Raw genomic sequence first — 19,540 nt, 5'->3', positions numbered from 1 at the left:
GGTTCTATTACATCGCGCTGAAAATCCTGCTGCTCGGCGCTGCCGTGGCGCTGGCGCTGAAACTCTATGGGATGTGGTGAAGACGATGGCACAAGCACTCCCAAAGCCTGGCTTGCGGCCCTTCCTGCCGGAGGACGTGCCGGTTCTCGCCGCGATCTTCACCGCCAGCATCGAAGAGCTGACCGGCGAGGACTATAGCGAGGCCCAACAACAGGCCTGGATGGCGTCGGCGGAAGACGAAGAGTTCGGCAAGGGGCTCGCCTCCGACCTGACGCTGATCGCAACGCTGGAGGGGTCACCGGTGGGTTTTGCCTCGCTGCAGGGCAAGGATCATATCCGCATGCTCTATGTGCATCCGGCCGTGGCCGGGCAGGGCCTCGCGACCATGCTCGTCGATGCGCTGGAAAAGCTTGCGGGCGGCCGCGGCGCCGACAAGCTGACGGTCGATGCCAGCGACAACGCGCAGGGCTTTTTCGCCAAGCGCGGCTATGTCGCCATGCAGCGCAACAGCATCACTGTCAACGACGAATGGCTGGCCAACACCACCATGCAGAAGACGCTCGGCAGTGGACCCGCGTCGGGAGCGCTGCAATGAGCAAGGAGCGCCTCTATCTGTTCGACACCACGCTGCGCGACGGCGCGCAGACCAACGGCGTCGATTTCACGCTGACCGACAAGCAAATCATCGCCCAGATGCTCGATGAACTCGGCATCGACTATGTCGAGGGCGGCTATCCCGGCGCCAATCCGACCGACACCGAGTTCTTCGGCACCAAGCCGAAGTTTTCGCATGCGCGCTTCACCGCCTTCGGCATGACGCGGCGAGCGGGGCGCTCGGTTTCCAACGATCCCGGTGTGGCCGGGCTGCTGGAGGCCAAGGCCGACGTGATCTGCTTCGTGGCGAAGTCGTCGGCCTATCAGGTGCGCGTTGCCCTGGAGACGACGAAGGAGGAGAACCTCGCCTCGATCCGCGACAGCGTCGCAGCAGCCAAGGCCGCCGGCCGCGAGGTGATGCTCGACTGCGAGCATTTCTTCGACGGTTACAAGGAGGATTCCGGTTTCGCGCTCGCCTGCGCGAAAGCTGCTTATGAAGCCGGCGCGCGCTGGGTGGTGCTGTGCGACACCAACGGCGGCACCATGCCCAACGAGGTCGAAGCGATCGTCACCGAGGTGACGAAGCACATCCCCGGCGATCATCTCGGCATCCACGCCCATAACGACACCGAGCAGGCGGTGGCGAATTCGCTCGCCGCGGTGCGCGCCGGCGCGCGGCAGATCCAGGGCACGCTGAACGGCCTCGGCGAGCGCTGCGGCAATGCCAATCTCTGCTCGCTGATTCCGACCTTGAAGCTGAAGGCCGAGTTTGCTGACGCCTTCGAGATCGGCGTCACGGCGGAGAAGCTCGCGACCCTGGTCAAGGTGTCGCGCACGCTCGACGATATGCTCAACCGCGTTCCGAACCGGCATGCGGCCTATGTCGGCGAGAGCGCGTTCGTCACCAAGACCGGCATCCATGCCTCTGCCGTGCTGAAGGATCCGCAGACCTACGAGCATGTCTTGCCGGAGCTGGTCGGCAATCATCGCAAGGTGCTGGTGTCCGATCAGGCCGGCCGCTCCAATGTCATTGCCGAGCTCGACCGCGCCGGCATCGCCTATGAGAAGAGCGATCCGAAACTGTCGCGGCTGGTCGAGGAATTGAAGGAGCGCGAGGCGCAGGGCTACGCCTATGAATCCGCCAACGCCTCGTTCGAGCTGCTGGCGCGGCGCACGCTCGGCAAGGTGCCGCATTATTTCGAGGTCGAGCAGTTCGACGTCAATGTCGAGCAGCGTTACAATTCGCATGGCGAACGCGTCACCGTGGCGCTGGCGGTGGTCAAGGTCGACGTCGCCGGCGAGCATCTGATCTCGGCGGCCGAAGGCAACGGTCCCGTCAACGCGCTCGACGTTGCCTTGCGCAAGGATCTCGGCAAGTACCAGAAATATATCGAAGGCCTGACGCTGATCGACTATCGCGTGCGTATCCTCAACGGCGGCACCGGCGCGGTCACGCGCGTCCTGATCGAGAGCGAGGACGAGAACGGCGACAGCTGGACCACGGTCGGGGTGTCCCCCAACATCATCGACGCCTCGTTCCAGGCGCTGATGGATTCGGTGATCTACAAGCTGGTGAAGTCGGGCGCGCCGGCGTAGGGCGGCGGTGCCACAAACGGGATGACGAGCAGGAGAGGGGGCGCGACCCATGATCGATCACATCTCTGTCGGCGTCAGCGATCTCCAGCGCTCGGCGACATTTTACGAGGCGACACTCGCCGCGCTCGGTCTCGCTCGCCTCGTCACGCGGCCGCGGACGATCGGCTTCGGCAAGGCCTATCCCGAATTCTGGATCAATCTGCGCGAGGGCATGCCGCACGTGCCGCCGGAGAGCGGCGTCCATATCTGCCTGCGGGCAAAGACGACCGTCGAGGTCGATGCATTTCACGCCGCAGCGCTGTCGGCCGGCGGCGCATCCGACGGCGCGCCGGGTATCCGCCCGCACGATCGCGTGCGTTATTACGCAGCCTTCGTTGTCGACCCCGATGGTAACCGGATCGAGGCGGTGACGTTTCCTGCGGACTAGAGCTTGCGCGCCATTTCCGGTGCGAGCTGCTTTTCCGCATCTTCGATCTGCGCTGCAGCCGATTTCAGCTTCGGCAAAATCTCTTCGATCCGATCGGCCTTGAGGATGTCGACCGAAAGGCCGGTGCGGATGAACTCGGTCTGGCGCATGTGCGACAGCAGCGAGAACAGCGGCTCCCAGAAATTATCGATGTTGGCCAGCAGTACCGGCTTGGCGTGACGTCCGAGCTGCTTCCAGGTCAATTGCTCGACCAACTCCTCCAGCGTGCCGACGCCGCCCGGCAGCGCCACGAAGGCGTCGGAGCGTTCGAACATCAGTCGCTTGCGCTCGTGCATGTCGGGGGTGACGATCATCTCCTGCACGCGCGTCAGCGCGTTTTCCCGCATCCGCAGGAAATCGGGGATGATGCCGGTGACAGTGCCGCCGTGATCGAGGACGGAGGTCGCCACCGAGCCCATCAGGCCGAGCGAGCCGCCGCCATAGACGAGGCGGATGTTGTTCTCGGCGAGCGCCTTGCCGAACGCCTTGGCGCCTTCGGTGAAACGGGGATTGGTTCCTGGGCCGGAGCCGCAATAGACACAGACGGTTTTGATCGTGCTCATTGGTGCCATGATGCATTGCAGCGAAGGGGCGTCAAGCCCAATCGGTGATTCGGGGCTTCCGGAAATCTACCGGTAAACCACGACGAACAATCCAAGATTCGCCATCTGGCGGGGTGCATGGGCATCGGTAAGGCTCTATATGACAAACGAAAATCCTTAATGGCAACGCAGCCCGCATTCGACGGGCTTTTCAGGCTTCTTGATGGACCAAGCTCAATCGCCCGCCGGCGCCAACGTTCCTGATCCCGCCGGGGGGCCGCTGGAGCGGGCCACGCTGATGGGCACGCTGGCGCATCTGTGGCCCTATATCTGGCCGGGCGACCGTTTCGACCTGAAGATGCGCGTGGTCTGGTCGATGGTGCTGCTGCTCGCCGCCAAGCTGATCACGCTGACGGTTCCTTTCAGCTTCAAATGGGCGACCGACGCGCTGACCGGCGCCAACAGTGCGCCAGTTCAGGCCGACAATTGGCACCTCTGGGTGATCGCCTCGCCGCTGCTGCTGACCGCCAGCTACGGCGTGATGCGCATCGTGATGGCGGTGCTGACGCAATGGCGCGACGGCATTTTCGCGCGCGTTGCCATGCACGCGGTGCGCAAGCTCGCCACCATCACTTTCATCCACATGCACGAGTTGTCACTGCGCTTCCACCTGGAGCGCAAGACCGGCGGCCTGACGCGCGTGCTCGAGCGCGGCCGCGAGGGCATCGAGGTCATCGTGCGCATGGTGATCCTGCAGCTGATCCCGACCATCGTCGAGGTCTCGCTGCTGATGGCCGTGCTGCTGTGGCAGTTCGATTGGCGCTACGTGCTTGCGACCCTCGTCACTGTCGCGGTCTACATGTACTACACCTACATCGCGACCGAGTGGCGGATCGGCATCCGCCGCAAGATGAACGATGCCGACACCGAGGCGAACACCAAGGCGATCGACTCGCTGCTCAACTACGAGACGGTCAAATATTTCAGCGCCGAGGCCCGTGAGTCACAGCGCTACGACCGGTCGGTCGCGCGTTACGAGGAGTCGAGCGTCCAGGCCTATACTTCGCTGGCCGTGCTCAACACCGGGCAGGCCGTGATCTTCACGCTGGGGCTGACCGCGACCATGCTGATGTGCGCGATCGGCGTGCGCAACGGCACCAACACGGTCGGCGATTTCGTGCTGGTCAACGCGATGATGATCCAGCTCTACCAGCCCTTGAACTTCATGGGCATGGTTTATCGCGAGATCAAGCAGGCGATCATCGACATCGAGAAGATGTTCAACGTGCTGGGGCGCGAGGCTGAGATCAAGGATGCGCCGGGCGCGAAGCCACTGGTGGTCTCCGCGGGCAATGTGCGTTTCGAGGATGTGCGCTTTGCCTATGAGCCGTCCCGTCCGATCCTCATGGGCATCAGCTTCGAGGTGCCGGCCGGCAAGACGGTCGCGATCGTCGGCCCGTCAGGTGCGGGCAAGTCGACCATCTCGCGGCTTCTGTTTCGCCTCTACGACATCTCGGGCGGCAAGATCCTGATCGACGGCCAGGACATTCGCGAAGTCACGCAGGCGAGCTTGCGCGCGTCCATCGGCATGGTGCCGCAGGACACCGTGCTGTTCAACGACACCATCCGCTACAACATCCGCTACGGGCGTTGGGACGCCAGCGATGCCGAGGTCGAGCAGGCAGCGCAGCTGGCGCAGATCGATCATTTCATCCGCATGGCGCCGAAAGGCTACGAGACCCAGGTCGGCGAGCGCGGCCTGAAACTGTCCGGCGGCGAAAAACAACGGGTTGCGATCGCGCGCACCGTGTTGAAGGCGCCGCCGATCCTGGTGCTGGACGAGGCGACCTCCGCGCTTGACACCCACACTGAGCACGAAATCCAGGGTGCGCTCGAGCGCGTGGCGAAGAACCGCACTTCGCTGGTGATCGCCCATCGGCTCTCGACCATCGTCGGCGCCGACGAGATCATCGTGCTGGACCAGGGCCGCATCGCCGAGCGCGGCACCCACGCGAAACTGCTTGGGGAGGGGGGACTTTACGCCAGCATGTGGAACAGGCAGCGCGAGGCCGAGGCGGCGCGCGAGAAACTGGCGAGGATGGCCGATTCCGGCGAGGCGCCCAACCGGGAGCCACCGCCGGTCGCCGATGTCCTGACGGCGCCTGCGGCGGCGGAGTGACCTTGTCTCCGGTCCCAACTCTGGCCTAAACAACACCACCGCGCGGGACGACCTGCGCCATCAACCCTGAGCGGCAGATAGCGATGTCCATTCTCGATTCGATCCAGCGTCAGATCCCGCCGATCCACAAGGAGGGATATCCCTTCATCGGCGGCTTTGCGCTGGCAAGCCTCCTCCTGTTCTGGCTGTGGTCGCCGTTGGGGTGGATCGGCACCATCCTGACCGTATGGTGCGCGCTGTTCTTCCGCGACCCCGTGCGCGTGACCCCCGTGCGCGAGGGGCTCGTGGTGTCGCCCGCCGACGGCCGCGTCTCGATGATCACTATGGCGCTGCCGCCGGCCGAGCTCGGCCTCGGCGATCGGCCGCTGCCGCGCGTCTCGGTGTTCATGAGTGTGTTCAACTGCCATGTGAACCGCAGCCCGATCGCGGGCCGGGTGGACCGTATCGCCTACCGGCCCGGCCTGTTCATCAATGCCGAGCTGGACAAGGCGAGCGAGGACAATGAGCGCAACTCGCTGGTGATCACGACGCCGACGGCGCGGATCGGCGTGATCCAGATCGCGGGTCTGGTCGCCAAGCGCATCGTCTGCTTCGTCAAAGAGGGGCAGGCAATCGGCGCCGGTGAGCGCTTCGGTCTGATCCGATTCGGCTCGCGGCTCGACGTCTATCTGCCGCTGGGCACGAAGGCGCTGGTCTCGGAAGGCCAGACCGCGATCGCCGGCGAGACGATTCTGGCGGATCTTGCCGGAGACGACCCGAGCCGCGCCTACCGTGCCAATTAACCAATAAGTCGGTCCTGAGGGGCCTTCCGCCGCAATGGCGGAGGGGAACGCGGCTTGCTATATCTCGCCCCAAGGTGAGGACGAGCCATGACGCCTTATGACTTCAAAGATCCTGATGTGCGCCGCCGGCGGTTCCGCCCGATCCCGGTGCGCATGCTGGTGCCCAACGTCATCACGCTGCTGGCGATCTGCGCCGGCCTGACCTCGATCCGGCTCTCGATCGAGGGGCGGATGTCGCTCGCGGTCTACGCCATCGTGTTCGCGGCGGCACTCGACGGCATCGACGGCCGCATCGCGCGCATGATCAAGGGGCAGTCCAAGTTCGGCGCCGAGCTCGACAGCCTCGCCGACTTCGTCAATTTCGGCGTGGCGCCCGGCCTGATGCTGTATTTCTGGCAGCTGCACGAGCTCGGCAATGCCGGCTGGATCGCCGCCATGGTGTTTGCGATCTCCGGTGGCCTCCGCCTGGCGCGCTTTAATGCCACCATGGACGATCCCAACAAGCCGGCCTTTGCCGCCAACTTCTTCACCGGCGTGCCGGCGCCGGCCGGCGCGATCACGGTGCTGCTGCCGATCTATGTCGCGTTCCTCGATCTCGGCCGGCTGCCTGCGGCGGTGACGGCTGCGTATACGCTGCTGATCGCCTTCCTGATGGTGTCGCGCCTGCCGGTGTTCTCCGGCAAGACCAAGCGCATGCGCGTGCCGCCCGAGCTGGTGCTGCCGGCGTTCGTCGCGGTGGTCGTGTTCATCGCGATCCTGATCGCCTATCCCTGGCACGTGCTGTCCATCGGAACGGTGCTGTATCTGCTCGCTTTGCCGCTCGGCTACAAATCCTATCGCGACCAGGCGCGCGCGATGGAAGCCACCGCGCCGGCTGGAGGCGAGGTCTCCTCGCCGCCTTCGGCGCCGACGCTGGCAAACCTGTCGGAGCCGCCGCGCGAAGACGACCGGCCCGACCGGCTGCACTGAACGGCAAGCGCCAAGCAGCCAAGGCACTGAACAGCGAGACTTGGATATCTGCCATGAGGCGCCCTGAGTTGGGTTGAGGCCCGATCTCGGCTATATCGCCCGGTGCAGGCGGCACCGCACCAACAGCGGCCGCCAATCTGGGAGAGAACGCTGTGACGAATACTGCGACCGGGCCGCTGCCCGCTTCCGTCCTCGAAGCGCTGGGCCGCTATGACACGCCGACGATCTGCAATGCCATGGAGATCGTGGCGCCCGAGCGCCGGCTGATCGGCTACACCACCAAACCACTGGTCTGCCCATTTCCCGATCTGCCCCCGATCGTCGGCTATGCCCGCACGGTCGCGATCCGCTCGGTGCTGAAAAATTCACTACCGCCGGAAGAGCAGTCCAAGCGCCGCATCGCATATTACGAATATGTCGGTACCGGCCACGGTCCGCGCATCTCGGTGATCCAGGACATCGACGGTCCCGACGTCGGCTACGGTGCGTTTTGGGGCGAGGTGCAGAGCAACGTGCACAAGGCGCTCGGCTGCCTCGGCGTCATCACCGACGGTTCGATCCGCGACATTCCGCAATGGGCGCCGGGCTTCCAGGCGCTGGCCGGCTCGATCGGCCCGTCGCATGCGTGGGTGCATGCCGAGAGCTTTGGCGGCGAAGTGCGCGTCGCCGGCATGACCGTGAAGTCGGACGATCTGATCCATGCCGACCAGCACGGCGCCGTCGTAATTCCGCACGATATTGCCGCAAAGCTGCCCGAGGCCGCCGAACTCTGTGGCCGCCGCGAGACGCCGATCCTCGAGATCGCCCGCAGCCCCGACTTCTCGTTGGAGAAGTTGAAGGCTGCGCTGAAGCGCTCGGCGGAGATTCACTAACGGCGGGACCGCGATGATCTACGGTTGCGACGCCGCTCGCAGGCTGCCCTGTTCCGTCAGGAACAAGGCGGCCTGATCCGGCTCGCCGAGCACCGCGGCAGCGCATCCGATCAAGGTGAAGCCGCCGGCAAAATCCCACAGGGTGATATCTTCCGCATTGTCCGGCATGTGGATCAGGTGCGCTACGATCACGGCGAGGGCCGCCTCGGCAAAGAGCAGCACGCTGAACGCCGGCAGGACGAGCCCGGGTTCGAGCATGTGGAGCGCCAGCACTGCGGGAAGCGCGGTGAGAAGACTGAACAGCGTCACCATTGCGATGCCTTCCGCCATGAGGTGCCGGCCCGGATCCAGAATACCAATTGATCGGTCGCCCCCGATGTGGCGCAGGGCCGCAGCCGAAGGGATCGCGTGCACGGGTGACGGGTGCGCGCGACACCGTATGGTTAGCAAAATGTTGAGATCCGTGTCGGCAGTCGGCAAAAGCCGGCGCCTTTCAGCGCGCTGCGGCCGCCAGGCGCGCCGGCTCAACTTAACCTTTACGCGTCTTTAATCGCGGCTCACTAGGGTTTCCGATGCGGTTCGGGGTTGGGCCGCGCCATCGGCCAGGACGGCCGTTGTTGCGTTCGCGTTGGAGTCTCCCATGGATATCATGACGAGCATCGGGCTCGTGGCGGGCATTGTCGTCATCGCGACGATGATGCTGCTGGGCGGCGATCTCCACATGTTCGTTTCCGAGCATGCGATGATCATCATCTTCGGCGGCTCGACGGCCGCGACCATGATCCGCTTTCCGCTCTCGACGCTGATCCACGGCCTACCGCTCGGCGCCAAGTTTGCCTTCACTATGAGCCGTCTGTCGGCGCACGATCTGGTCGACGAACTCGCCCGCATCGCCGAGATCGCCCGCAAGCAAGGGCCCGTGGGTTTGGAAAAGGTCGAGACCGACGAGCCGTTCCTCGCCAAGGGCATCCGCTACGTCGCCGACGGCTACGACCTGGACTTCATTCGCGACAATCTCGAGCGCGACCGCGATAATTTTTTGATGCATCTGGATGAAGGCAGCAAGATCTACCGCGCCATCGGCGACTGCGCCCCGGCCTTCGGCATGGTCGGCACGCTGATCGGCATGGTGCAGATGTTCGCCAACATGACCGACCCGTCAAAGCTCGGCCCGTTCATGGCGACCGCGCTGCTCGCGACTCTCTACGGCGCGCTGGTCGCCAACCTGTTTTGTACCCCGATCGCCGACAAGCTGCATGGAAAGCTCCTGGACGAAGAGACCAACCGCACGCTGATCATCGACGGCATCCTGATGATCCGCGACTCCAAGAGCCCCACGTTGGTCCGCGAAATGCTGCTGGCCTATCTGCCCGAGAAGCACCGCCACGCTGAAGGCGAGCCGGTGCCGGCCTGAGGCCGCGCGCCGGGATTTGAGATATGGCCAAGAAGAAGCGCGGCGATTCACACGGAGGCGGTCACGGCTGGTTCGTGACCTTCGCCGATCTGATGGGCCTGATGATGAGCTTCTTCGTGATGCTCGTCGCGTTCTCGACCCAGGATGCCAACAAGCTGAAGGTCGTCGCAGGCTCCATGCGCGACGCCTTCGGTGTCCAGACCGAAGCGCGCTATTCCGGCATCGTCGAGTCCGACGGGCTGCCGACCCGCCCTCGGCTGAAGAACGTCGATCACATTCAGCCCGAGGACTCCTCCAACACGCCGACGCCGGACCAGGAGGATCGTGACCGCACGTCGGGCGCGAAGATCAAGGTCGACCGCAATTTTGCGCTGGCGGCGGCCTCGCTGCGCCAAGCGTTGCAGGACATGCCGGAATTGACCGAGATGTCGAAGCACATCATGTTCGAGGAGATCAAGCAGGGCCTCAACCTCGAGATCGTGGACCAGGACGGTCGCTCGATGTTCGCCGACGGCTCCAAAGTCCCCTATGACCGCACCCGCCGCCTGATCGAGAAGCTCGCTGTCCCGCTCAAGGCGACGCCGCTGCGCGTCTCCATCGCCGGCCACACCGCGGCTGGATTCGTGCCGACCCGCAGCGACTACGGCGCCTTCGATCTGTCGGCCGACCGCGCCAATGCCGTGCGTCAGATCCTCGAACGCGAGGGCCTGCCGGCCGCCCATGTCTTCGCCGTCGCCGGCAAGGCGGATACCCAGCCGCTGTTTCCGGACGATCCCTCGCTCGCGGCCAACCGGCGGGTGACCATCACCCTGATGCGCGAAGATCCGCCGCTGCCGCCGAATCTGAAGCCGTAGGGCGCATTCGAGCGAAGTGGACCCTGTTTCGCGCGAAGAAGCGCGACAAAACAAGGATGTAGAGCCAATTCCCCTTCAATCGGGGACTGAAGGCTCAGGGCTCTTGTGCCACCATCTTACCTGAGGCATGTCGTCGCGTGGGCAACGACCGTTGCTGCGCCGTCACAGCATCTGGCCCGGTGCCTGCTATGGTGATGTGCCGATTGACAGGGGCGCCGGAACCGTCAAAAGGCGCCGGATCAATTCTCGGGCAGAAGCGTTCCAGTTTCATATGACGGCGAGCATCACATCGACCGAAGCTCCGGACGGGCCGGTCACCTCGGGTTTCTGGGGCCTGACGCTCGGGAGCATCGGCGTCGTCTTCGGCGACATCGGCACGTCGCCGCTCTACGCATTCCACGAGGCCGTCAGGGGCGCGGCCCATGGCCAGCCGGTCTCGCGGGTCATGGTGCTCGGCGTGCTCTCGCTGATCCTTTGGGCGCTGCTGATCGTCGTCACCGCCAAATACGTGCTGCTGCTGCTGCGCGCCGACAACAACGGGGAGGGCGGCACGCTTTCCCTCATGGCGCTCGGCCAGCGCGCGCTCGGGCGGCGGAGCTGGTTCCTGATGGCGCTCGGCGTCGTCGGCGCCTCCATGTTTATCGGCGATTCCATGATCACGCCGGCGATCTCGGTGTTGTCGGCGGTCGAGGGTCTGAAGCTCGCAACGCCCGCCTTCGAGCACTATGTCGTTCCCCTGACCGTTCTCATCCTGACGCTGCTGTTCGCGGTCCAGAGCAAGGGGACGGCACTGGTCGCCTCAGCCTTCGGGCCGGTGATGGTCGTCTGGTTCACCGTTCTTGCCGTGCTGGGTGCCGTTCACATCGCCGACGATCCGTCGGTGCTGGCAGCGATCAATCCCTATTACGCCCTGCAATTCCTGCTGTCGCACGGCACGATCGGCCTGGTGACACTGGGCGCGGTGTTCCTCGCGGTGACCGGCGGCGAGGCGCTCTACGCAGACCTCGGCCATTTCGGCCGCAAGCCGATCCAGTCGGCCTGGATGTTCTTCGTGCTGCCTGCGCTCCTGATCAACTATTTCGGGCAGGGCGCACTGGTGCTGTCGGATCCGAGCGCGATCGAACACTCCTTCTATCGCATGGTGCCCGAGCATTTCGTGCTGCCGCTGGTCGGACTTGCGACCGCGGCGACCGTGATCGCGAGCCAGGCGGTAATCACGGGGGCCTATTCCCTGGTCTATCAGGCAGTGCAGCTCGGCCTCCTGCCGCGCTTCGAGGTGCGCTTCACCTCGGAAACTCATGCCGGCCAGATCTATCTGCCGCGTGTAAACCGGCTGCTGCTGATCGGTGTGATGCTGCTGGTGCTGTTGTTCCACACCCCCAGCAATCTGGCTTCGGCCTACGGTATTGCGGTCTCCACCACCATGGTTGCTGACGGCATCATGGGCTTCATCGTGATCTGGAAATTGTGGAACTGGCGCGCGGCGACGGCCGCAGCGGTGATCCTGCCCTTCGTCGTGGTCGACATCAGCTTCTTCAGCGCGAATCTTCTGAAGCTGCTCGAAGGCGCCTGGGTGCCGCTGCTGTTCGGCGTGATCATGGCCGGGACAATCTGGACCTGGCGGCGAGGGTCGGGGATCCTGATCCAGAAAACGCGCCGCATCGAGGTGCCGCTGGACGATCTGATCCGGAGCCTGGAAAAGCGGCCGCCGCACATCGTCAAGGGCACCGCGGTGTTCCTGACCAGCGATCCCTCCTTCGTGCCGACCGCGCTGCTGCACAATCTCAAGCACAACAAGGTGCTACACGAGCACAACGTGGTCCTGACCATCGAGACCGCGCATACGCCGCGGGTCGATCTGTCGGAGCGGTTCCGGATGGAGAGGATCAGCGACAAGTTCTTCAAGGTCCGCCTGCGCTTCGGCTACATGGAGCAGCCGAACGTGCCCAAGGCACTCGCGATCGCGCGCAAGCAGGGCTGGCAATTCGACATCATGTCGACCTCATTCTTCGTGTCGCGGCGCTCGCTGAAGGCGTCGGCGCAGTCCGGCATGCCGCTTTGGCAGGACCATTTGTTCATCGCGCTGAGCCGGTCCGCCAACGACGCCACCGACTATTTCCAGATTCCCACCGGACGCGTGGTTGAAGTCGGAACCCAGGTCACCATCTAAACGGCATCCGGCCAAGCCATGCAAATGTGCATGGCTAAGGTCCAAAATCTGGCTAGGCTATGCCGGCAGCGCAGGCCTATAAGCCCCGCGCCCTTCTGCCGTTGTGCAGTGAAGCATTTTTAGAGGCCACCAGGCTCTCCCATGACAAGTGATATCGCGATTTCCGCCCCGGAAACGGCGGCGGCCAATGGGCATGGCGATGCCCACACCACTGCCGGCTTCGGTGCGCTGACACTCGGCAGCATCGGCGTGGTCTACGGTGACATCGGCACCAGCCCGCTCTACGCGTTCCGCGAGGCGGTGATGGCGGCTTCTGGCGCGGAGGGGGTGCCGACGCCGGCGGCCGTGCTCGGCGTGCTCTCCCTGATCCTGTGGGCGCTCATCGTCGTTGTGACGCTCAAATACGTCGTGATCCTGCTCCGTGCCGACAACAACGGCGAGGGCGGCACGTTGGCGCTGATGGCGCTGGCCCAGCGCGCAGTCGGCACCCGCGGAACAACCATCGTCCTGCTCGGCATCATTTCCGGAGCCCTGTTCTACGGCGACGCCGTGATCACGCCGGCGCTCTCGGTGCTGTCGGCGCTCGAAGGCATGAAGGACGTCACCCTGCACTTCGAGCCCTACATCGTGCCGCTGACCGTGATCATCCTGGTCGGTCTGTTTGCCGTGCAGTCCCGTGGCACCGCTCGCGTCGCCGCCTTCTTCGGCCCGATCATGTGCGTCTGGTTCGCGGTGATCGCGATCGCGGCGATCCACCCGATCATCCAGCAGCCGCAGGTGCTGTTCGCGCTGAACCCGCTCTACGCCGTGTCCTTCATGATTCACCACGGCATCATCGGCTTCGTGACGCTCGGCGCGGTGTTCCTGGCGGTCACCGGTGCCGAGGCGCTCTATGCCGACCTCGGCCATTTCGGCAAGCGGCCGATCCAGACCGCCTGGCTGTTCATCGTGGTGCCGTCGCTGGCATTGAACTATCTGGGGCAGGGCGCCCTCGTGCTCGGCGACCCCGGCGCGATCGTGAGCCCGTTCTTCCAGCTCTTTCCGCAAGGTTTTTTCCGCGGCTGCATGGTGGTGCTGGCCACCGCCGCAACGGTTATCGCGAGCCAGGCGGTCATCACCGGTGCCTATTCGCTGACGCGTCAGGCGATCCAGCTCGGTCTGTTGCCGCGGTTTGAAATTCGCCATACGTCCGAAGCCCATTCCGGCCAGATCTTCATCCCGCGCATCAACCAGCTCCTGCTCGTCGCAGTGGTCCTGCTGGTGCTCTTATTCCGCTCCTCCAGCGCGCTGGCCTCGGCCTACGGCATCTCCGTCACCGGGACCATGGTGGTTACGGCGATGATGGGCTTCGTGGTGATCTGGAAGGTATGGCGGTGGTCGCCGTTCACGGCTGCCGCCCTGATCGCGCCGTTCTTGTTTCTCGACCTCACCTTCCTGGCCGCCAATCTGCTCAAGGTGTTCGAGGGCGGCTGGGTGCCGCTGGCGCTCGGCGCGCTCATGATCATCCTGATGTACACGTGGCGGCGCGGCAGCCGGCTGCTGTTCGAGAAGTCGCGCAAGCTCGAATTCCCGCTCGCCGACCTGGTGGCCATGCTGGAGAAGCGGCCGCCGCAGCGCGTGCCCGGGACCGCCGTGTTCCTGACCAGCGACCCCCTGAGCGCGCCGACCGCGCTGATGCATAGTCTGAAGCACTACAAGGTGCTGCACGAGAAGAACGTCATTCTCACCATCGAGACCGCGCAGACCCCGCGCATCGATCCGGCCGAGCGGGTGAAGCTGGAACAGATCTCGCCGACCTTCTCCAAGGTGACGCTGAAGTTCGGCTTCATGGAATCGCCCAACGTGCCGAAGGCGCTGGCGATCGCCCGCAAGCTCGGCTGGCAGTTCGACATCATGTCGACCTCGTTCTTCCTGTCGCGGAGGGCGCTCAAGCCGGCCGCCCATTCCGGCATGCCGCGCTGGCAGGACCGGCTGTTCATCTCGCTCAGCCGTTCCGCCAACGACGCCACCGACTATTTCCAGATCCCCTCCGGCCGCGTCGTCGAGGTCGGCACCCAGGTGACCATCTAAGTGACGATCTGATCCTCCGTTGGAAGGTCGCGCTTCAAGTCGCTGCGATTTAGCTTTAACTTGCGCAAGGCAGCTCAAGCCTTTGTAGCGCTTGATTTTCGCGGGCCGAGAGGCGAGGTTGCCGGCCGCCGGGATCGCCCCGGCAGCGGCCCGCGACGTTGGAGGATGATGTGGCAAATCAAGTACAGGATCTGACCCCGGACGAGGTCTCCAAGGGTGTTGCGGAAGGGCGCTATCTCCTCGTCGACGTGCGCGAGCCGAACGAGGTCGAGGCCGAGGCTTATCCCTACGGCGTGGTCGTGCCGCTCTCGACCTTCGATCCCAAAGCGATCCCCGATCCGGAGGGTAAGGAGGTCGTGTTCGCCTGCCGCTCGGGCAAGCGTTCGGTGACGGCCTCACTGGCGGCGCAGGCCGCGGGCCTGCCTTACGACAAACATCTGGCCGGCGGCATGCTGGGCTGGAAGGCGGCGGGTCTTCCCAGCAAGGTCGGCGGCTGACCCCGCCGATGTCCAAGAGCTCGTCCCTCAACAAGGTCTTCGCAGACCTTCCCGTCACCATCTTCGAGGCGATGTCGCAGGCTGCGCGCGACAATGCCGCCATCAATCTTGGGCAGGGCTTTCCCGACGATCCCGGGCCCGAGGACATCCGCCGCGCCGCGGCCGAGGCCTCGCTGAACGGCTACAACCAGTACCCGTCGATGATGGGCCTGCCGGAACTCCGTCAGGCGATCGCGACCCATTACGGCCACTGGCACGGCCTCGAGCTCGATCCGATGAGCGAGGTGATGGTGACCTCCGGCGGCACCGAGGCCCTGACCTCGGCCATCCTCGCCGTGGTCCAGCCCGGTGACGAGGTGGTGTGCTTCCAGCCGGTGTACGATTCCTATCTGCCGATTATCCGCCAGGCCGGCGGCATTCCGCGCCTGGTCCGGCTCGAGCCGCCGCATTGGCGGCTGAATGAGGACATGCTGAAAAGTGTCTTCAATTCAAAGACCAAGGCGGTGCTTTTCAACAACCCCCTGAATCCGTCCGCGGTGGTGTTTCCGCGGGAGGACCTCGAGCTGCTGGCGCGCTACTGCCAGGAGTTCGACGTCATCGCGATCTGCGACGAGGTCTGGGAGCACGTCACTTTCGACGAGCACAAGCACATCCCGCTGATCACCATCCCCGGCATGCGCGACCGCACCATCAAGATCGGCTCGGCCGGCAAGATCTTCTCGTTGACAGGCTGGAAGATCGGCTTCGTGTGCGCCGCGCCGCCGTTGCTGCGCGTTGCCGCCAAGGTGCACCAGTTCCTGACCTTCACCACCGCGCCGAACCTCCAGGCCGCCGTCGCCTACGGCCTCGGCAAGCCCGACGAGTATTTCCTGTCGATGCGCAAGGACCTGACGCGGAGCAGGGACCGCCTCGCCAAGGGCCTGGAGAGCCTCGGCTTCCCCGTGCTGAAGTCGCAGGGCACCTACTTCCTCACCGTCGACCTGTCCCCGCTCGGGCTGAACGAGAGCGACACCGAGTTCTGCTGGCGGATCGTGAAGGACTACAAGGTCGCGGCTATCCCGGTCTCGGCCTTCTACGAGCAGGACCCTGTGACCTCGGTGGTGCGCTTCTGCTTTGCCAAGAAGGACGAGACGCTCGACACCGCACTGGAGCGACTGTCGGACGCGGTGCGCGGGCGCAAGAGGTAGGGAGATGACCAACGTCAGCCGCTGTGGTTTTGGCCTTGCGATCGCCGCCGCGCTGACGTTGCTCTCCGCTCCTGCCGTGGCCGAGGAGCGGGTCGTCAACTTCTACAATTGGTCGAACTACGTGGCGCCCGACGTCCTCCAGGCCTTCACCAGGGAGAGGGGCATCAGGGTGGTCTACGACACGTTTGACGCCAACGAGACGCTGGAGACGCGCCTGATGGCCGGCAAATCCGGCTATGACGTCGTGGTGCCCACCGCCTATTTCCTCCAGCGCCAGATCAAGGCCAACATCTTCCAGAAGCTCGACAAGTCGAAGCTGCCGAACCTGGCCAATGCCTGGCCGGTGGTGACCGAACGTCTCGCGATCTACGACCCCGGCAACGTCTACGCCGCCAATTACATGTGGGGCACGACCGGCATCGGCTACAATGTCGCCAAGCTGAAGCAGATTCTCGGAGCGGATGCCAAGATTGACAGCTGGGACATCGTGTTCAAGCCGGAGAACCTCGCGAAATTCAAAGACTGCGGCGTCCACATGCTGGATTCCGCCGACGACATCTTTCCGGCGGCGTTGAACTATCTCGGGCTCGATCCGAACTCGACCAAGCAGGCCGACCTCGAAAAGGCCGCCGATGTCGTCACCAAGGTGCGGCCCTCCGTGCGCAAGTTTCATTCGTCCGAATATCTGAGCGCGCTCGCCACCGGCGAGATCTGCTTCGTGGTCGGCTGGTCCGGCGACATCATGCAGGCCCGCGCCCGCGCTGCCGAAGCCAAAAGCGGCATCGAGATCGGCTACGCCATCCCGAAGGAGGGCGCGCAGATGTTCTTCGATAATCTCGCGATCCCCGCGGATGCCAGGAACGTCAGCGAAGCCTACGAGCTGATCAACTATCTCTACCGTCCGGACGTGGCCGCCAGGAATACGGACTTCCTGTCCTACGCCAATGGCAACCTCGCCAGCCAGAAACTGGTCGATCCGAAAATATTGAACGACAAGAACATCTATCCGGACGAGGCGACGCTCGCAAAGCTGTTCGTCATCACGGCGCGTGAGCCCGCGACCCAGCGGGTCATCAATAGGCTTTGGACCAGGGTGAAGACGGGGCGGTAAGCACTACTGTCCGCTACCGCCACCTGCGGTGCAGCCACAGCCACTGCTCCGGATGCTCGCGCACCCAGTTTTCCACCACGCTCGTGATCGCCTGCGTGGTGCCCTGGATGTCGATCTTGCCGTCGGCGTCGCGCACCGGGTGGACCTCTTCGGTGATCTCGGCGGTGAAGCGGCCGCCGGGCAGGCGGATGACGCGGACGCCGTGGATCGGGCATTCGACCTGTCGTAACAGGCGCGCCAGCATCGGATTGGCGCGGGTCTTGCGGCCGAAGAAGGTGACCTCGACTCCGCCGGTCAGATACTGGTCGATCAGCATCGCGACGTGCTTGCCGTCCTTGAGCGCCTGGGCAAGCCGCAGCGGCGCGTCGCGCCCCGCCGGGATCAGCGTGCCCATGTTGACCTGTCGCATCTCCTGGATGATGCGGTCGGCGGAGGCGATATTCGGGCGGCGGTAGAGGATCGCTGCATCGAGCCCGTGTGCGACCGCGGCGAGCGCCGGTAATTCCCAATTGGCCAAATGTGCGGCGAAGATCAACGCTGGCTTGCCGTCGTCGCGGATTTGATCGAACAGCTCGATGCTGCGGCTGGGCAGTTCGATCCGACTGTTTTCTGGATGATCGCGGTCGTAATCCCAGACCTGGTCCATATGGGCGAATTCGGCGCCGACGCGACCGAGATTGTCCCAGACGCCCATCAGGATGGCTTCGATTTCCTCGGGCGACTTGTCCGGAAACGCCGCGGTGAGATTGGCGCGGCCGATGCGGTGCTCGCGCAGGCGCGGGCCGATCAGTTTGGTGACGCGTGCGAAAAAGTCCGAGGTCTTGGCTGGATCGAAATAACGCGTGGTGCGCAACATGCCGACGGTGGCAGCGCCGATCAGCCCTCCACCGATCGACTTTGCCGTCTGCCGCGCGCGGGCCTTCGTCCTCGCCGGAAGCAGCGCCATGCGTCCGGTCAGGCCGGTTCGCGGGTCAGGATCAGCGAGGCGTTCTGGCCGCCGAAGCCGAACGAGTTCGACATCACCGCGGTGACGCGGGCATCGCGTGCCTTGTTGCCGACGACGTCGAACAGGATCGTGGGATCCGGATTGTCGTAGTTGATCGTCGGCGGGATACGCTGATGCTCCAGCGTCAGCAGCGAGAAGATCGCCTCGACCGCGCCCGCGGCCGAGATGGTGTGGCCGACCATCGACTTGTTGGAGGTGACCGGAATCTTCGAGACGAGCTCGCCGAACACGGCCGATGTCGTATTGTACTCCATCTTGTCGTTCTCGGGCGTCGCGGTGCCGTGCGCGTTGATGTGGTCGATCTGATCCGGCGTCATGCCGGCATCGGCCAGCGTCTTGTTCATGCAGCCGATGATCGGCTTGCCGTCGGGCGAGGAGCGGGTGCGATGGAAGGAATCGGTGAGCTCGCCGCAGCCGGCGATTACGCCGAGTATTTTTGCGCCGCGCGCGGTGGCGGCTTCATAGCTTTCGAGCACCAGCGCACCGGCGCCTTCGGCCATGACAAAACCGTCGCGGTTCTTGGAGAAGGGACGGGAGGCCGCCTGCGGCGGGTCGTTCTGGGTCGAAAGCGCCGAGAGCAGCGAGAAGCGCACCAGCGCCTCCGGATTCACGGTGCCGTCGGTCGCCACGCACAGCGCGGCATCGGTCTCGCCGCGGCGGATCGCCTCGACGCCGAGCTGAATCGAGGTCGCGCCCGAAGCGCAGGCCGTCGACAACGAGATCGGCGAGCCCTTGGTGCCGAAGGTCTCGGCGAGGTAGGCCGCGACCGAACCGAACATGAAGCGGTGGTGATAGGCGCTGTACTTGCCGCCACCGGAGATGCGCAGCAGATCGTCGTAATTGAAGTCGGGTTTGCCGACGGCGCGGCCGAGTTCGCGGCGCTGCGGCCATTCGACTTCGACCGGTGCGACCGCAAGAAAGAGAGGACCCGGGAAATCCGCCTTGGTGCCGATCCCGGCCTGGTCCAGCGCTTCCTGCGTCACCAGTTCCGCCATCCGTTCGGACAGGCCGGTGGAGGAGAACGGATCGACGCTGACGAAATCCACCGTGCCGGCCATCGTGGTTTTGAGGCCGTCGACCGGAAAGCGCGTGATGGTGCGGATGCCGGATTCGCCGGCGACGAGCTTCGCCCAATTGTCGGTCTTGCCGTTGCCGAGCGAGGTCATGATGCCCATGCCGGTGACGACGACGACGGGACGCCCGAGTTTGTCGCGTGGTGCAGTCATGTCGA

Annotated in this window: 18 protein-coding genes; 14 read left to right on the top strand and 4 right to left on the bottom strand. The window is 64.4% G+C overall.

All coding sequences use genetic code 11. The features are described from left to right. The first annotated feature begins 85 nt into the window (after positions 1 to 85). From BcanWU425_RS24670 to BcanWU425_RS24660, 3 genes are read left to right on the top strand one after another with little or no spacing between them, the layout of a single operon-like run. Positions 86 to 595, top strand: a complete 510-nt coding sequence (locus BcanWU425_RS24670; protein ID WP_085385796.1) for a GNAT family N-acetyltransferase — start codon at positions 86 to 88, stop codon at positions 593 to 595. After that, positions 592 to 2,190, top strand: coding sequence for a citramalate synthase (gene cimA / locus BcanWU425_RS24665; RefSeq protein ID WP_018459349.1), 1,599 nt, complete (start codon positions 592 to 594; stop codon positions 2,188 to 2,190). Before BcanWU425_RS24670 ends, cimA begins: the two co-directional genes overlap by 4 nt. A 49-nt stretch (positions 2,191 to 2,239) precedes the next feature. Further along, complete coding sequence (locus BcanWU425_RS24660; protein ID WP_018459348.1) at positions 2,240 to 2,617, top strand: VOC family protein; 378 nt, start codon at positions 2,240 to 2,242, stop codon at positions 2,615 to 2,617. On the opposite strand, the gene BcanWU425_RS24655 is transcribed toward BcanWU425_RS24660, so the two are convergent. Beyond that, complete coding sequence (locus BcanWU425_RS24655) at positions 2,614 to 3,219, bottom strand: LOG family protein (RefSeq protein WP_204510902.1); 606 nt, start codon at positions 3,217 to 3,219, stop codon at positions 2,614 to 2,616. The two genes, BcanWU425_RS24660 and BcanWU425_RS24655, sit on opposite strands and share 4 nt — an antisense overlap. Positions 3,220 to 3,421: 202 nt before the next feature. On the opposite strand from BcanWU425_RS24655, the gene BcanWU425_RS24650 reads away from it, so the two are divergent. The 4 genes from BcanWU425_RS24650 (at position 3,422) to BcanWU425_RS24635 (ending at position 8,000) form a co-directional block, all read left to right on the top strand. Beyond that, on the top strand, positions 3,422 to 5,377 hold the full coding sequence (locus BcanWU425_RS24650; protein WP_204510903.1) for an ABCB family ABC transporter ATP-binding protein/permease: 1,956 nt from the start codon (positions 3,422 to 3,424) through the stop codon (positions 5,375 to 5,377). An 83-nt stretch (positions 5,378 to 5,460) separates the two neighbouring features. Continuing rightward, positions 5,461 to 6,159, top strand: coding sequence for a phosphatidylserine decarboxylase (locus BcanWU425_RS24645; RefSeq protein ID WP_018459345.1), 699 nt, complete (start codon positions 5,461 to 5,463; stop codon positions 6,157 to 6,159). 87 nt (positions 6,160 to 6,246) lie between these two features. Continuing rightward, positions 6,247 to 7,128, top strand: a complete 882-nt coding sequence (locus tag BcanWU425_RS24640) for a CDP-alcohol phosphatidyltransferase family protein (protein ID WP_018459344.1) — start codon at positions 6,247 to 6,249, stop codon at positions 7,126 to 7,128. 152 nt (positions 7,129 to 7,280) lie between these two features. Beyond that, positions 7,281 to 8,000, top strand: coding sequence for an RraA family protein (locus BcanWU425_RS24635; RefSeq protein ID WP_018459343.1), 720 nt, complete (start codon positions 7,281 to 7,283; stop codon positions 7,998 to 8,000). An 18-nt stretch (positions 8,001 to 8,018) separates the two neighbouring features. Here the strand turns inward: BcanWU425_RS24635 and BcanWU425_RS24630 are convergent, their stop codons facing one another. After that, entirely contained in the window at positions 8,019 to 8,330 is a 312-nt protein-coding gene (locus BcanWU425_RS24630) for a hypothetical protein (protein WP_231188633.1), read from the bottom strand. 310 nt (positions 8,331 to 8,640) lie between these two features. Between BcanWU425_RS24630 and BcanWU425_RS24625 the strand changes: the two genes are divergently transcribed. The 7 genes from BcanWU425_RS24625 to BcanWU425_RS24595 all read left to right on the top strand — a co-directional run bounded on the left by BcanWU425_RS24625 (position 8,641) and on the right by BcanWU425_RS24595 (position 17,303). Beyond that, a complete protein-coding gene (locus BcanWU425_RS24625) occupies positions 8,641 to 9,414 on the top strand; it encodes a motility protein A (RefSeq protein WP_018459340.1) in 774 nt (257 codons plus the stop codon). A 23-nt stretch (positions 9,415 to 9,437) separates the two neighbouring features. Beyond that, on the top strand, positions 9,438 to 10,268 hold the full coding sequence (locus BcanWU425_RS24620; RefSeq protein WP_231188632.1) for a flagellar motor protein MotB: 831 nt from the start codon (positions 9,438 to 9,440) through the stop codon (positions 10,266 to 10,268). A 271-nt stretch (positions 10,269 to 10,539) separates the two neighbouring features. After that, positions 10,540 to 12,438 carry a potassium transporter Kup gene (locus BcanWU425_RS24615; protein WP_085385797.1) on the top strand — a complete coding sequence of 633 codons (1,899 nt, stop codon included), beginning with the start codon at positions 10,540 to 10,542 and terminating at the stop codon, positions 12,436 to 12,438. Between the two features lie 141 nt (positions 12,439 to 12,579). Continuing rightward, the gene (locus BcanWU425_RS24610; protein WP_204510904.1) at positions 12,580 to 14,508 is read left to right on the top strand and encodes a potassium transporter Kup; all 1,929 of its coding nucleotides are present in this window, start codon (positions 12,580 to 12,582) and stop codon (positions 14,506 to 14,508) included. Between the two features lie 170 nt (positions 14,509 to 14,678). Next, a complete protein-coding gene (locus BcanWU425_RS24605) occupies positions 14,679 to 15,005 on the top strand; it encodes a rhodanese-like domain-containing protein (RefSeq protein WP_063996571.1) in 327 nt (108 codons plus the stop codon). 8 nt (positions 15,006 to 15,013) lie between these two features. Then, positions 15,014 to 16,192 (top strand): aminotransferase, encoded by a 1,179-nt coding sequence (locus tag BcanWU425_RS24600; RefSeq protein WP_231188630.1) that lies wholly within the window; start codon positions 15,014 to 15,016, stop codon positions 16,190 to 16,192. A gap of 4 nt (positions 16,193 to 16,196) precedes the next feature. After that, on the top strand, positions 16,197 to 17,303 hold the full coding sequence (locus tag BcanWU425_RS24595) for a polyamine ABC transporter substrate-binding protein (protein WP_231188628.1): 1,107 nt from the start codon (positions 16,197 to 16,199) through the stop codon (positions 17,301 to 17,303). Positions 17,304 to 17,316: 13 nt separating this feature from the next. On the opposite strand, the gene BcanWU425_RS24590 is transcribed toward BcanWU425_RS24595, so the two are convergent. Further along, positions 17,317 to 18,249, bottom strand: a complete 933-nt coding sequence (locus BcanWU425_RS24590; RefSeq protein ID WP_204510907.1) for a lipid A biosynthesis lauroyl acyltransferase — start codon at positions 18,247 to 18,249, stop codon at positions 17,317 to 17,319. A gap of 8 nt (positions 18,250 to 18,257) precedes the next feature. Then, entirely contained in the window at positions 18,258 to 19,535 is a 1,278-nt protein-coding gene (locus BcanWU425_RS24585; protein ID WP_018459333.1) for a beta-ketoacyl-ACP synthase, read from the bottom strand. Between the last annotated feature and the right edge of the window lie 5 nt (positions 19,536 to 19,540).

The organism is Bradyrhizobium sp. WU425 (assembly GCF_021052305.1).
GTDB classification, from domain to species: Bacteria; Pseudomonadota; Alphaproteobacteria; order Rhizobiales; family Xanthobacteraceae; genus Bradyrhizobium; species Bradyrhizobium canariense_D.
Note: the sequence above shows the minus strand (reverse complement) of the source record. Positions and strands in the feature narration are given on the sequence as shown.

Coding starts and splice junctions, on each gene's coding strand:
- BcanWU425_RS24670 (WP_085385796.1), top strand. CDS start 86: ATGGCACAAGCACTCCCAAAGCCTGGCTTGCGGCCCTTCCTGCCGGAG.
- cimA (WP_018459349.1), top strand. CDS start 592: ATGAGCAAGGAGCGCCTCTATCTGTTCGACACCACGCTGCGCGACGGC.
- BcanWU425_RS24660 (WP_018459348.1), top strand. CDS start 2,240: ATGATCGATCACATCTCTGTCGGCGTCAGCGATCTCCAGCGCTCGGCG.
- BcanWU425_RS24655 (WP_204510902.1), bottom strand. CDS start 3,219: ATGAGCACGATCAAAACCGTCTGTGTCTATTGCGGCTCCGGCCCAGGA.
- BcanWU425_RS24650 (WP_204510903.1), top strand. CDS start 3,422: ATGGACCAAGCTCAATCGCCCGCCGGCGCCAACGTTCCTGATCCCGCC.
- BcanWU425_RS24645 (WP_018459345.1), top strand. CDS start 5,461: ATGTCCATTCTCGATTCGATCCAGCGTCAGATCCCGCCGATCCACAAG.
- BcanWU425_RS24640 (WP_018459344.1), top strand. CDS start 6,247: ATGACGCCTTATGACTTCAAAGATCCTGATGTGCGCCGCCGGCGGTTC.
- BcanWU425_RS24630 (WP_231188633.1), bottom strand. CDS start 8,330: ATGGCGGAAGGCATCGCAATGGTGACGCTGTTCAGTCTTCTCACCGCG.
- BcanWU425_RS24625 (WP_018459340.1), top strand. CDS start 8,641: ATGGATATCATGACGAGCATCGGGCTCGTGGCGGGCATTGTCGTCATC.
- BcanWU425_RS24620 (WP_231188632.1), top strand. CDS start 9,438: ATGGCCAAGAAGAAGCGCGGCGATTCACACGGAGGCGGTCACGGCTGG.
- BcanWU425_RS24615 (WP_085385797.1), top strand. CDS start 10,540: ATGACGGCGAGCATCACATCGACCGAAGCTCCGGACGGGCCGGTCACC.
- BcanWU425_RS24610 (WP_204510904.1), top strand. CDS start 12,580: ATGACAAGTGATATCGCGATTTCCGCCCCGGAAACGGCGGCGGCCAAT.
- BcanWU425_RS24600 (WP_231188630.1), top strand. CDS start 15,014: ATGTCCAAGAGCTCGTCCCTCAACAAGGTCTTCGCAGACCTTCCCGTC.
- BcanWU425_RS24595 (WP_231188628.1), top strand. CDS start 16,197: ATGACCAACGTCAGCCGCTGTGGTTTTGGCCTTGCGATCGCCGCCGCG.
- BcanWU425_RS24590 (WP_204510907.1), bottom strand. CDS start 18,249: ATGGCGCTGCTTCCGGCGAGGACGAAGGCCCGCGCGCGGCAGACGGCA.
- BcanWU425_RS24585 (WP_018459333.1), bottom strand. CDS start 19,535: ATGACTGCACCACGCGACAAACTCGGGCGTCCCGTCGTCGTCGTCACC.